This window comes from Pseudomonas sp. MPDS (assembly GCF_013283895.1).
In the GTDB taxonomy this organism is placed as follows: Bacteria; Pseudomonadota; Gammaproteobacteria; order Pseudomonadales; family Pseudomonadaceae; genus Aquipseudomonas; species Aquipseudomonas rhizophila.
Map to the genome: position 1 here is coordinate 5767846 of NZ_CP054128.1, position 12621 is coordinate 5780466.

The window sequence follows — 12621 nt, forward strand, 5'->3', positions numbered from 1 at the left end:
ATCAACCAGCCAAAGGTATGAGGCGGCCATATGATCAGCTCCATCACCTCTCTGGAGTACCGCATCATGAACCTCAACGGCCTGCTGTGCAGCTTGCTTGCCGCCTACGCCTGCGGTGCCAGTGGCACCTACGAAAAACCCCGGCGCGAGGTTTAATTGCTTTGCGCAGCCAAAGCCAGGCTTTACTCTGGTCCAGTTACTGACCACGGAGTAAGGCATGTCTTTAGCGTCTGTTTGTGTATTTTGCGGCGCCAGCACCGGTAGCCACCCAGCCTATCGTGAAGCGGCGCAGGCCTTGGGGCGTGCGTTGGCAGAACGAAAACTGACCCTGGTCTATGGCGGCGGCGCGGTCGGCTTGATGGGCATCGTCGCCGATGCGGCCCTGGCGGCCGGCGGCGAAGTGATTGGTATCATCCCGCAGAGCCTCAAAGACAAGGAAATCGGCCACAGCGGCCTGACCCGCCTGGAAGTGGTGGACGGCATGCACGCCCGCAAGGCACGCATGGCTCAGCTCAGCGATGCCTTCATCGCCCTGCCCGGCGGCCTTGGCACGCTGGAGGAGTTGTTCGAAGTCTGGACCTGGGGCCAGCTCGGCTATCACAACAAACCGCTGGGGCTGCTGGAAGTGAACGGTTTCTACAGCAAACTCACCGGTTTTCTTGATCATATCGTCGGCGAAGGCTTCGTCCGTGGGCCCCACCGTGACATGCTGCAAGTGAGCGAATCACCCCACCACCTGCTCGATGCGCTGGACGAATGGCAACCGTCGGTGCAGCCAAAGTGGGCCGAACAAAAACCCAGCTAACGGCTCGACCCCGATACAGGGCAGAATACGCGCCGCTCAACCTCACCTTCGACCCCAGAGGATCGCCCATGGCCAAACCCAATTATTCCTTCGCCAAACGTCAGAGAGACTTGGCCAAGGAGCAGAAGAAAGAGGAAAAGCTTCAGCGCAAGAAAGCTACCGCTGAAGAAGAAGAAGCAGCAGCACTGACCCCGGATACCGAAGGCGACGTGGCAGCAGACGTAGATGTTGATGCACCGAAAGATCAGACGCCCGACGCCTGATACCCTCAGGGCCCGATGATCTGATCCGGCCCCCCGGTTCTGTGTCCAGGGTCGGCAGCCTCGCTGCCGGCCCTCACAGCCCAGTCCGTTCCCACACTGGGATCTGTTTACGATTCAAGCGGCATCACCGTCACCCGCACTTCGGGGTCATGATCACCGCCGCCCAGAATGACTCCCCGCAACGGCGACACATCGGAAAAATCCCGGCCCCAGGCCAATGTGATGTGTTCCAGCGCCGGCTGAACGTTGTTGGTCGGGTCGAAGTCCACCCAGCCCAGCACCGGGCAAAACACCGAGATCCAGGCGTGCGAGGCATCGGCACCGATCAACCGTGGCTGACCCGGCGGCGGTTGAGTCAACAGGTAGCCGCTGACGTAACGCGCCGCCAACCCGCGGGAGCGCACGCAGGCCAGCATCAGGTGAGCAAAGTCCTGGCAAACGCCCCGCCGCCGTTCCAGCACCTCCACCAGCGGCGTTGCCACCTGGGTGGCTTCGGCATCGAAGGTGAACTCCTCGAATATTTTCTCCATCAGCGCCCGCACGCCGAGCATCAATGGGCGCCCCGGCGCGAAACAGCTTTCGGAAAACTCGACAAAGCTGCGCTTGAGGTGCACATAGGGTGACTCGAAACGATAGCGGCACGCATCCAGCAACGGAGCAGCCATTGGCCGGCCGCTGTAGGTCAACGCATGACGGGTTGACTCCCAGGCGGGGGACAAACTGAAGTCCAGCACAGGACGCGCCAACACTTCCACGCTCAGACGCGCGTTGACCAGCAACTCGTCATGGGGCCGTTCGAACGCCAGGCGGGTCAGTGGGTTGCCGAACACATCCAGCTCATCGCGGCGGGTCGTCGGCTCCGGGCTGATCAACAACTGCTGCTCGGTGCAACGCTGCCACTCACAGGGGCGCGGCCACAGGTGAGCAAGCTGCTGGGCCAGGGATACCGGGCTGTCGTAATGGTAGTGGGTGTCGTGGAATATCTGGTAACGAGCGCTCATCAGACGGACACCGTACGCTGGCTGACGTCATCGACGTGAGCGAAATGACGCAAGGCCAGGCGATCGGACACCTGGCCGCTGACGTCGGCCACTTCCTGCAACAGATCGGCCAAGCCATCGAGGGCTGCGCGCAGGCTGGCCTCGCCGAACAGCGGACTCTCCAGGCAACGCAGGTCAAAGCATGACAGGCGAGCGACCAGCTCTGGCAAGGCGGTTTCCCTGGGCGCGCCGAAGTCATCGTTCAAGCGCTTGAGGGTACGGGCCACCAGTTTCAACTGGAAGAGCACCGCGTGAGGGTTTTGTTCGTCCAGCAACAGCAGGTCGAGCACCGGAATCAACTGGGCCACCGCCAGGTAACGCGAACGATAGGTGATGCTGCTGTTGCCCAGTTCCAGCAACCAGTCCAGCCCCGCCTGGTCGAACACCGCCTCGCCTCGCAGGAACGCCGCCAGGCTGCTGCTGAGAAATTGCAGGCGCTCCAGACGACGACCGATCATCAGGAAACGCCAGCCCTCGTCGCGGGTCATGTCGTCCAACGCGAATCCGGACAACGCCGCCAGGGACATCACCAAACGGTTGAGAAAATCCAGCAACTCACCGAAATCCGGCTCCGCGGTTTCCAGCTCCATGGCTTCGCGCTGCAGCTCCACCAGTGCCTGCCAGTTCTCCCGGGACAGCTTGCCGCGAACCTGGGAGGCCGCCCACTGCAATCGCTGCAGGTTGGAACGCAGGCTGAACGACCAATCGTCCCCCAACAAGGCCGCCAGCAGTCGCTCGGGCAGCTCGCCCTCCTCCGGCAACAGCATCAGGCTTTCCCCCAGGGACACCGCCGACAGCAGCGCTTGCGGGTCGTCGCCATCGACATAGCGCGCCAGCATGATCCGCAGCAGCCGCGCACTGTCGTCACAGCGCTCGCAGTAGCGACCGAACCAGAACAGATTTTCCACGACGCGGGACGGCAGATAGGGATCACGCCGAACCAGATCGTGGACGCCCACGGTTCGCTGGGCCTTCCATTGTTCGCCACTGGGCGGCTGTTCTCCCAAGACCCAAGTGTCCTTACTGGCGCCACCTCGCTGCATCGATACCACTTCGGCGTCGGCCTCGGCCGCCACGCGGGTCAGGCCGCCCGGCAGCACCCGATAGTCATCCTCCCCGGAAACGGCATACACGCGCATGCCGATGGCCCGCGGCTGAAGCTGACCGTCTTCGGCCTGCCAGACCGGTGCCTGGGACAGCTGCGCCAGTTCCTGGGCGACATAGGCGTAGGGACGCGCCTGCATGCGCGCGGCCAGAAGTGCACGCTGTTGTTCGTTCAGGTCGCGCCCCAATACCGGGCTGAAACTTTGGGAAGGAAACGCCGGTTTGATCAGCAAATGCGGCAGTTTTTCCAAGGCCTGGGCCAGCACCGGCGGCTCACCGCACCACCAGGTGGCGATGGACGGCAGTATCAGTTCCTCACCGAACAGAAACTGGCTGATCTTTGGCAAAAAGCCCAACAAGCCCGGTGATTCCAGCACGCCGCTGCCCAAGGCATTGGCCACCAGAACCCGGCCCTGGCGCACCGCCTCCAACAATCCCGGTACACCCAAGGCCGAATCGGTGCGCAGCTCCAACGGGTCGCAGAAATCATCGTCGAGCCGGCGCATGATGGCGTGAACCCGTCGTAGCCCGCTCAGGGTCTTGAGGTACACCGTGGCGTCGCGAACGGTCAGGTCGCTCCCTTCCACCAGCGGATAGCCCAGCTGGCGCGCCAGGTAAAGGTGTTCGAAATAGCTTTCGTTGAACCGTCCAGGCGTCAACAGCACCACCAGCGGCGACTCGCCATCACTGGGGGCCTGACGCGCAAGGGTCTGCTGCAAGGTGCGGAAGAAACCGGCCAGGTGCTTGACCTTCAGGTCACGATACAAGTCGGGAAAGGCGCGGGAGACGATCATGCGATTTTCCAGCGCATACCCGGCCCCCGAAGGCGCCTGGGTTCGATCCGCCGTGACCCACCAGCGACCGTCGGGCGTACGGGCCAGGTCCACGGCATACAGGTGCAGGAAAATGCCGTCCGGCGGCGTGATGCCCTGGCACGGCCAGAGAAAATTGTTGTGCCCGAACACCAGTTCCGCCGGCAGCAGCCCCTCACTGATCAGCCGTTGCGGCCCGTACAGGTCGGCCAGTACTGCGTTGAGCAAGCGTGCACGCTGGGCGATGCCCGCCGACAGGTGCTTCCACTCCTGCGCATCGATCACGTGGGGCAGCAGGTCCAGCTCCCACGGCCGGTCGGCGCCCTTCGGGTCCGCATAGACGTTGTAAGTGACACCGTTTTCCTGGATCTGCCGGGCCAACAGTGCCTGACGCTGGAGCAGTTGGGCCGGCGTACTGCGCTGCAAATGGTCGAGCAGGCGGCGCCAGTGCCCGCGCACCGCGCCGCTGTCGTCCAACAGTTCGTGATAGGTGCCCGTCGTCAGCGGGTAACGGTCAAGCAGGTCAGGCATGGAAAGCTCGGCAGACAGCAATGAAACGTGAGACTAGCGCAAGCGCATGACACCCGGATAGTTGAAATATCCGGGTGTCGTGTACGACTTAGGGAGCGCTCTCAAAAACGTCGCAGATCGAGCGTGAGGGGAAACTCGTCGTCCACTGTCAGGTGAGGTATCGGAAGTTTCCCAGGCGTGTGTCCGAGACGGAAAAAACGCGCCATTCGCCGGCTCTCCGCCTCATTGGCATTCACCGGCAGGCTGTCGTAATTACGTCCCCCCGGATGGGCCACATGATACTGGCACCCCCCCACCGAACGTTGCGTCCAGGTGTCGAGTAAATCGAAGACCAACGGCGCATGGACCGCAATGGTCGGCTGCAGGCAGTTGGCCGGTTGCCAAGCGCGAAAACGCACCCCGGCGACAAATTCGCCGACCCGGCCGGTGGCTTGAAGCGGCACCGGAACACCGTTGCAGGTCAGCAAATACCGTTGCGGCGCCAGGCCGCTAAGCTTGACCTGCAAACGTTCAAGAGAAGAGTCCACATAGCGCACGGTGCCGCCCGCTGCCCCCTCTTCTCCCAGTACATGCCAGGGTTCAAGGGCCTGGCGCAATTGCAGTTCGATGCCGCTGACCGCGTAATCACCCACCTTGGGAAAACGAAACTCCAGGTGCGCGGCGAACCATTCGGCCCGCAGCGGGTAACCGGCGGCGTTCAGTTCATTGATGACGTCGGCAAAATCCTGTTCGATAAAATGCGGCAACAGGAAGCGGTCATGCAGTTCGGTCCCCCACCGCGCCAGCTTCGCAGGCAGGTAGGGCTCACGCCAGAACCGCGCCACCAGCGCCCGCAGCAATAGCTGCTGGGCCAGGCTCATACGGGCGTGGGGCGGCATTTCAAAAGCCCGCAGCTCCAATAGACCGAGACGCCCGGTGGCGCCGTCCGGCGAATAGAGCTTGTCGATGCAAAATTCGGCACGATGGGTGTTGCCGGTCACGTCGATCAACAGATTGCGCAACAGCCGATCAACCAGCCAGGGCGGGCACTCTTCGCCAGGTTGCGGCATTTGTGCGAAGGCAATTTCCAGCTCATACAACGCATCGTTGCGCGCTTCGTCCACCCGGGGCGCCTGGGACGTCGGGCCGATGAACAAGCCGGAAAACAGGTAGGACAACGACGGGTGGTTATGCCAGTAGCTGATGAGACTGCGCAGCAGGTCAGGGCGCCGTAGAAAGGGAGAGTCGGCCGGGGTTGCGCCCCCTAGTACGAAATGGTTGCCACCACCGGTGCCGGTGTGCCGACCGTCGATCATGAATTTCTCGGTGGTCAGCCGTGTCTGTCGCGCCTCTTCGTAAAGAAACTCGGTGCGCTCGACCAGTTCATCCCAGGTCGCGGACGGCTGCACGTTAACCTCGATCACACCCGGATCGGGGGTGATGCGAAAGTTACTCAGGCGCGGGTCGCTCGGTGGCTCGTAGCCTTCCAACAGTACCGGGCAATGCAGCTCCTCGGCTGTCGCTTCGATGGCGCTGACCAGTTCCAGATAATCCTCGACCCGCTCCAGGGGCGGCATGAACAGGTACAAACGCCCCTCGCGAGCCTCGGCACAAAACGCCGTGCGGGTCAGCCAGTCGGCGGATTCGTCAATCTGCGGGGCACGATCCTGCTCGGTTGCCGGCTCACCATGACGAGCCAGGCGTTCAGCATCGGGCAGCGCCGGCAGGTCCTGGTTCGGGTCGGTGGGATGAATGAAAGGGTATTCGGCCGCTGTCACCCAGGGCTGGGAAGCCAATGGCAGGCGGTAGCCCAAGGGCGAATCCCCCGGAACCAACCGGCAGTGACTATCGCGCAGGTACCATCGACCGCTTTGCCATTGATCGCCCTTGGCGGTACGCGCCAGCGGCAGGACCTGCCCGATCACTTTATCCAGGCCCTGACTGAAGACCTTGCGCAACCGTTCCCGCTCCAAAGCATCTTCCAGGCGGGGGTCCTGGGCCGTGACGTTCGATGGCAATGCACCTTCGCGCCAGAGGTAATAGAAATTGTCCTCGTAGGCTGGGAACACGAATCGCGCAGGAATTTTCAAACGCTCGGCAACGCTTGTCAGAAAGCGCCCGGCCATTTCGCCGTCGGCGCCGTAGTCCTGCTGCTCGTCAGCGATCAACGCACTGTTGTGCCAGATCGGCACTCCGTCACGCCGCCAATAGCAGTTGAGCGACCAGCGCGGCAACTGCTCACCGGGGTACCACTTGCCCTGGCCAAAATGCACAAGCCCCTGGGGCGCATAATGCTTGCGCATGCGCTGGAACAGCTCGGCGGAGAGGCGACGTTTGTCCGGCCCCAGCGCGGCGGTGTTCCATTCGGCGCCGTCCGGGTCATCAATCGAGACGAAGGTCGGTTCGCCCCCCATGGTCAGGCGCACATCGCCTTCCAGCAGGTCGGCATCAATTTTCCGGCCCAACGCCTGAATCGCCAGCCACTGCTCTTCGGTGTAGGGCTTGGTGACCCGTGGCGCTTCCCAGATCCGCTCGACGGACATTTCGTGGCTGAATTCGCACTCGCACGGTTCCACCAAGCCACTGATGGGCGCCGCCGAGGACGGATCGGGACTACAGGCCAACGGGATATGCCCTTCACCGGCGAACAACCCGGACGTCGCATCCAGGCCGATCCAGCCGGCACCGGGCAGGTAGACCTCGCACCAGGCATGCAAGTCGGTGAAATCCACCTCGGTACCGGACGGACCGTCGAGGCTTTTCACGTCGGCGGTCAACTGGATCAGGTAGCCGGAAACGAACCGCGCGGCCAGGCCAAGGTTGCGCAACAACTGCACCAGCAACCAGGCCGAGTCGCGGCAGGAACCGGACGCATGCTCCAGGGTGTGCTCCGGGGTCTGGACGCCCGGTTCCATACGGATCAGGTAGTTGATGTCTTCGCTCAGGCGCTGGTTGAGCGCCACCAGGAAATCCACCGCCGGCAACGGCGTGCGGTCGATGCCGTCCAGATAGGCCTGGAATCTCGGCGTCAACGGCAGGGTTTCAAGGTAAGGCGCCAACTCCTTGCGCTCGTCGGCGGCATAGGTGAACGGGATTTTTTCCGCGTAGGGCTCCAGGAAAAAGTCGAACGGATTGAACACCGCCATTTCAGCCAGCAGATCGACTTCAATGCGCAGCTCCCGGGTTTTCTCGGGAAACACCAACCGCGCCAGGTAATTGCCCTGGGGATCCTGCTGCCAGTTGATGAAGTGCTGATCGGGCGCGACCTTCAGCGCATAAGAAAGAATGCGCGTGCGGCTGTGGGCCGCCGGGCGCAGGCGAACGATCTGCGGACCGAGCTCGACAGCGCGGTCGTACCGGTAATGCGTGACATGGTGCAATGCGACGTGAATCGACACGACGTACCTCCTGCGAGCCTGGGCGTTATCGAAAGCGGCGCAAGACTTATGCCATGCAGGCAAGCCGGACACTTTCTTCGTCTACTCAAGGCAGTAGAGCACTAAAAGCGCGCGATGCTCGCATTCGGGTGCAAAGCTAAGCACATAAATGTGGCAGCGGCGGTAGCGAATCGACTCAACGCCGTGAGCGGGAGGCTTTGGCGGCCTGGATGAAGAGTTCGCGTTGGCGGCGGACTTCTACCAGCTTGCTGCGCATTTCGCGGTGACGTTTGCTGTTGAGCAGTAGCAGCCCGAGCAATGGAAAAAACAGACCCGCCGCATAAACGAATCGATTCGGGCGATAACCAATAGTCGGCAAGACACACAACAGACAGACCACAAAAAGCCCGGCAAACACCCAGACCCAACCCGCTCTGCCGCGCACGACCATAAAGTTGCTATGGACCAGAACCAACGTACAAATAGCAATGCATACAGCGGAAATTTTCGCTTGGCTCGACAACGTAGCGCGCACAAAAAAACTGTCGAGAAGAGCAAAGAGCGCCAGTAAACACGATATTTTCGCCACGAATATCGTTGCGATGAAGGTCGGAAAGTAGCGCTTCATAAAATGGATGAAAGTCGGATAGTTTTCCATCTAGCGTCCTTTCCTTTTCTTCTGTAAACGGACGGCAGACCTTATCGCCATACGCTCCTCGCGCAACTCCGACAATTTCTGGCGCATCTCTCGATGGCGCTTACTGTTGAGCAATAGCAGCCCCAGCAACGGGAACAACAACCCCGTCACATAGGCAAAAGGATGCGGCTTGTAGCCGTAGGTGGGGAGGACCGTGAAGAGACACGCCAGATAGAACACAACGATGGCACGAACACCCCATGACCGCCCCCTGATCATGACGAAATGGCTCAACGCCAAGAGCAAAGAGAGGATCAACGCAACCAGAAAAGAATACTTGGCCCGTTCAGGATCGCCTCGAAAGTAAGTGCTAGAGACTAATGAAATTGAAGCGGAAACCGCGAAACAGGCTAGAAAAAAAGCGCAGATGAAGGTTGGAAAATAATGAGCGAGGAAAGCGTTCAATGAATGCTTGCGGTCCATTATTCAACTTCCTCATACAGCCCCACGGCAATTGTCTTCAGGTTCCCAGACAAGCTACTGCCCGTTAAGCCGATGGCGGCCCCCAGAGAGTCGCGAATCTGGGTCACGGTCGCGTGATTGATCTGGGTAGCCGTGAAACGCTTTGCAAGCGTCCCCGAACGCTGGCGAAGCTTCAATAGTTTGTTAGTCAGGCTTGGGTCCTTCAGTGTTAACAACTCTTTGGTCAATGCCTTTCTTTGCTGACGAGTCAAACCTTTGGAAAGCTCGTACCAACTCCTGCCAGTCGAGACCTTCCTCGCTTGCAAGAGTTTGAGCGTTGTTAAAGTGGATGCCCCGGCTCCCAGCAATGACGCGGCATCCAACACTGGCATTGCGTAGCGATACCAGTCCTCACTGTCCATATCATCATTAGCTGCTGGATCGTTGAGTTCGTTGTAGGTACGCATGCTCCCAACCACGCACTGCGCAGTACTGGCAGCGGCGGCGGTTGCCCCCACGGCTGTGACAACCAGGCTTGCACCCGCTGTAAATGGAACTGCGATCGTGCCACTGAAAACCACAATCCAGCCCAGAATGGCGCCAGCGCAGGATAACGTCGTATTGACAGCCTCTCCCACTAAACGAGACTCACGCGGGTTGTTCTTTACCTGATCAGCAAACTGAGCCGGCGCAATGTACTTCTGCGCCTCGCGCAAGATGATCCGCTTGGGCTTGATACTGCAAATCGGCTTGAACTCGCGCAGGGTCACCACGTTGAATTCGGCATCGATGTACACCACGCCAGCGCCGACGATACTGGGATCGGCGTCGATGGCCGCGAACAGGCGCGGCAGGTTGATCTGGCTTTCGATGCGTTGGCGGGCCATGAACTGGGAGGGGCTGTAGTCCATGCCGATACCCGGTAAAGGGGTACTCATATGAATCGTCCTTGAAAATCCGAGGGTGAGAACTTTATTGCCTGTGTGGCCGTGATTGCGGGCAAGCCGGGCTCTGCCAGGGCCAACACTGACATCTGTGGCGAGGGAGCAAGCTCCCTCGCCACAAGAGCGGTGTTTGGCTTTATTGCACGGAACTGACTGGCATTGGCGGTCGCCACGATAGCAAACGAGTAGCACAGCCGCTAGAAAGCAAAACGCCAGCTTTTAAGCTGGCGTTTGCAATGTGGCTTGGCGATCAGCGCGGTACGACTGGCTTGCGCGCCGGTTTCGGCCCTTTGCCCTTGGCGGCGTCCTTGCGCTCCTTGGCGGCCTGCTGGTTGCGGGCGAATGCCGCGGCCTTGGCCTGCTCGCGCTTGTCCCACGGGTTGCCGCCGTCGCTGGCGCGCGGTGGCAGACCGGTGTGCTGGGTCAGGATCTTGGTGGTTTCCTTACCTACCTTGTGGCTGCCAGCCGGCGTCGAGTTCTTGCGACGGGCGCTCTGGTAGCTGTCGGTGGCTGGCTGGTGCAACGGAATCAATTGATTCTTGCCCGGCCCGATCAGGTCGGCGCGGCCCATGCGGGTCAGCGCTTCGCGCAGCATCGGCCAGCCCTTGGGGTCGTGATACCGCAAGAAGGCCTTGTGCAGGCGGCGCTGCTCCTCGCTCTTGACGATGGTCACCGCGTCGCTCTTGTAGGTGACCTTACGCAGCGGGTTCTTGCCCGAATGGTACATGGCCGTGGCGGTGGCCATCGGCGACGGATAGAACGCCTGCACCTGGTCAGCGCGGAAACCGTTGCCCTTGAGCCACAGCGCCAGGTTCATCATGTCTTCGTCGGTGGTGCCCGGGTGGGCGGCGATGAAGTATGGAATCAGGTACTGCTCTTTGCCGGCTTCCTTGGTGTACTTCTCGAACATCCGCTTGAATTTGTCATAGCTGCCGATGCCCGGTTTCATCATCTGGTTGAGCGGACCTTCCTCGGTATGTTCCGGGGCGATCTTCAGGTAGCCACCCACGTGGTGGGTCACCAGTTCCTTGACGTATTCCGGCGACTCGACCGCCAGGTCGTAACGCAGGCCGGAGGCAATCAGGATCTTCTTCACCCCAGGCAATGCCCGGGCGCTGCGGTACAGCTGGATGAGCGAAGAATGGTCGGTATTGAGGTTCGGGCAGATACCGGGGAACACACAGGATGGCTTGCGGCACGCGGATTCGATTTCCGGGCTCTTGCAGGCAATGCGGTACATGTTCGCGGTCGGGCCGCCGAGGTCGGAAATGACGCCGGTGAAGCCCGGGACCTTGTCGCGGATCTCTTCAATCTCGCGAATGATCGATTCTTCAGAGCGGTTCTGGATGATCCGGCCTTCGTGCTCGGTGATCGAGCAGAAGGTGCAGCCGCCAAAGCAGCCACGCATGATGTTCACCGAGAAACGGATCATCTCGTAGGCCGGGATCTTTTCCTTGCCGTACGCCGGGTGCGGAACACGCGCGTAAGGCATGCCAAACACGTAGTCCATTTCCTCAGTGGTCATCGGAATGGGTGGTGGGTTGAACCAGACATCGACTTCACCATGCTTCTGCACCAGAGCACGGGCGTTGCCCGGGTTGGTTTCCAGGTGCAGCACGCGGTTGGCGTGAGCGTAGAGCACCGCATCGCCACGAACCTTTTCCACCGACGGCAGACGAATCACGGTCTTGTCGCGAGTCATGCGCGGGCTCGCCAGAATCTGCACGACCTTGGCTTCGCTCGGGTCTTCAACCGGACCTTTCTCTTGCTCGATGGCGCAGGCAGCGGTGTCCTGGGTGTTCACATACGGGTTGATGATCTTGTCGATCTTGCCCGGGCGGTCGATGCGGGTGGAATCAACCTCGTACCAGCCTTGCGGGGTGTCGCGGCGGATGAACGCGGTGCCACGGACATCGGTGATGTCTTCAATCTTGTGGCCATAGGACAGGCGCTGGGCGACTTCGACAATCGCCCGCTCGGCGTTGCCGTAGAGCAGGATGTCGGCGCAGGCGTCGATCAGGATCGAGTTGCGCACCCGGTCCTGCCAGTAATCGTAATGGGCGATGCGGCGCAGGGAGGCTTCGATACCGCCGAGCACGATCGGCACATGCTTGTAGGCTTCCTTGCAGCGCTGGCTGTAGACCAGGCTCGCACGGTCCGGCCGCTTGCCCGCCATGCCACCCGGGGTGTAGGCGTCGTCGGAACGGATTTTCTTGTCGGCGGTGTAGCGGTTGATCATCGAGTCCATGTTGCCGGCCGCGACGCCAAAAAACAGGTTCGGCTCGCCGAGCTTCATGAAGTCGTCTTTGGACTGCCAGTTTGGCTGGGCAATGATCCCGACGCGAAAGCCCTGGGCTTCCAGCAGCCGACCGATGATCGCCATGCCGAACGACGGGTGATCGACGTAGGCATCACCGGTCACGATGATGATGTCGCACGAATCCCAGCCGAGCTGATCCATCTCCTCCCTGCTCATGGGCAGGAACGGCGCTGGGCCGAAACATTCGGCCCAGTACTTGGGATAGTCAAATAACGGCTTGGCTGCTTGCATGTCGATGACCGGTATGAAAGATGAAAAATCGCGGGCGCGGAATATAGCACAAAATTTGACCAATTCCGACGACTATGGTCGGAAATGGTGACGCCCTCATCGCGAGCAGGCTCGCT

Annotated in this window: 10 protein-coding genes; 3 read left to right on the forward strand and 7 right to left on the reverse strand. The window is 60.8% G+C overall.

The window, feature by feature from the left end:
- The first annotated feature begins 30 nt into the window (after window positions 1–30).
- The 3 genes from HQ912_RS27965 to HQ912_RS25670 all read left to right on the forward strand — a co-directional run bounded on the left by HQ912_RS27965 (window position 31) and on the right by HQ912_RS25670 (window position 1068).
- Window positions 31–156 carry a hypothetical protein gene (locus tag HQ912_RS27965; RefSeq protein WP_257220608.1) on the forward strand — a complete coding sequence of 42 codons (126 nt, stop codon included), beginning with the start codon at window positions 31–33 and terminating at the stop codon, window positions 154–156.
- A 61-nt stretch (window positions 157–217) separates the two neighbouring features.
- Window positions 218–805: a TIGR00730 family Rossman fold protein gene (locus HQ912_RS25665; protein WP_047227328.1), complete on the forward strand. Its 588-nt coding sequence runs from the start codon at window positions 218–220 to the stop codon at window positions 803–805.
- A 68-nt stretch (window positions 806–873) separates the two neighbouring features.
- Window positions 874–1068 (forward strand): hypothetical protein, encoded by a 195-nt coding sequence (locus HQ912_RS25670; RefSeq protein ID WP_173407445.1) that lies wholly within the window; start codon window positions 874–876, stop codon window positions 1066–1068.
- Window positions 1069–1175: 107 nt separating this feature from the next.
- On the opposite strand, the gene HQ912_RS25675 is transcribed toward HQ912_RS25670, so the two are convergent.
- The 7 genes from HQ912_RS25675 to HQ912_RS25705 form a co-directional block, all read right to left on the reverse strand.
- A complete protein-coding gene (locus HQ912_RS25675; protein WP_047227326.1) occupies window positions 1176–2069 on the reverse strand; it encodes a transglutaminase N-terminal domain-containing protein in 894 nt (297 codons plus the stop codon).
- The gene (locus tag HQ912_RS25680) at window positions 2069–4555 is read right to left on the reverse strand and encodes a circularly permuted type 2 ATP-grasp protein (protein ID WP_173407446.1); all 2487 of its coding nucleotides are present in this window, start codon (window positions 4553–4555) and stop codon (window positions 2069–2071) included. The genes HQ912_RS25675 and HQ912_RS25680 overlap by 1 nt, the downstream gene beginning before the upstream one ends.
- A gap of 101 nt (window positions 4556–4656) precedes the next feature.
- Window positions 4657–7932, reverse strand: a complete 3276-nt coding sequence (locus HQ912_RS25685; RefSeq protein WP_139048556.1) for a DUF2126 domain-containing protein — start codon at window positions 7930–7932, stop codon at window positions 4657–4659.
- 175 nt (window positions 7933–8107) lie between these two features.
- Window positions 8108–8569: a hypothetical protein gene (locus tag HQ912_RS25690; RefSeq protein ID WP_076382894.1), complete on the reverse strand. Its 462-nt coding sequence runs from the start codon at window positions 8567–8569 to the stop codon at window positions 8108–8110.
- Window positions 8570–9031, reverse strand: coding sequence for a hypothetical protein (locus HQ912_RS25695; protein WP_047227322.1), 462 nt, complete (start codon window positions 9029–9031; stop codon window positions 8570–8572).
- Window positions 9031–9948: a hypothetical protein gene (locus tag HQ912_RS25700; protein ID WP_047227321.1), complete on the reverse strand. Its 918-nt coding sequence runs from the start codon at window positions 9946–9948 to the stop codon at window positions 9031–9033. Before HQ912_RS25700 ends, HQ912_RS25695 begins: the two co-directional genes overlap by 1 nt.
- A gap of 256 nt (window positions 9949–10204) precedes the next feature.
- Window positions 10205–12505 (reverse strand): YgiQ family radical SAM protein, encoded by a 2301-nt coding sequence (locus tag HQ912_RS25705; protein ID WP_047227320.1) that lies wholly within the window; start codon window positions 12503–12505, stop codon window positions 10205–10207.
- Between the last annotated feature and the right edge of the window lie 116 nt (window positions 12506–12621).

Bases quoted from the DNA above. Each gene is read 5' to 3' on its own strand.
- HQ912_RS27965 (WP_257220608.1), top strand. From the start codon at position 31: ATGATCAGCTCCATCACCTCTCTGGAGTACCGCATCATGAACCTCAAC.
- HQ912_RS25665 (WP_047227328.1), top strand. From the start codon at position 218: ATGTCTTTAGCGTCTGTTTGTGTATTTTGCGGCGCCAGCACCGGTAGC.
- HQ912_RS25670 (WP_173407445.1), top strand. From the start codon at position 874: ATGGCCAAACCCAATTATTCCTTCGCCAAACGTCAGAGAGACTTGGCC.
- HQ912_RS25675 (WP_047227326.1), bottom strand. From the start codon at position 2,069: ATGAGCGCTCGTTACCAGATATTCCACGACACCCACTACCATTACGAC.
- HQ912_RS25680 (WP_173407446.1), bottom strand. From the start codon at position 4,555: ATGCCTGACCTGCTTGACCGTTACCCGCTGACGACGGGCACCTATCAC.
- HQ912_RS25690 (WP_076382894.1), bottom strand. From the start codon at position 8,569: ATGGAAAACTATCCGACTTTCATCCATTTTATGAAGCGCTACTTTCCG.
- HQ912_RS25695 (WP_047227322.1), bottom strand. From the start codon at position 9,031: ATGGACCGCAAGCATTCATTGAACGCTTTCCTCGCTCATTATTTTCCA.
- HQ912_RS25700 (WP_047227321.1), bottom strand. From the start codon at position 9,948: ATGAGTACCCCTTTACCGGGTATCGGCATGGACTACAGCCCCTCCCAG.
- HQ912_RS25705 (WP_047227320.1), bottom strand. From the start codon at position 12,505: ATGCAAGCAGCCAAGCCGTTATTTGACTATCCCAAGTACTGGGCCGAA.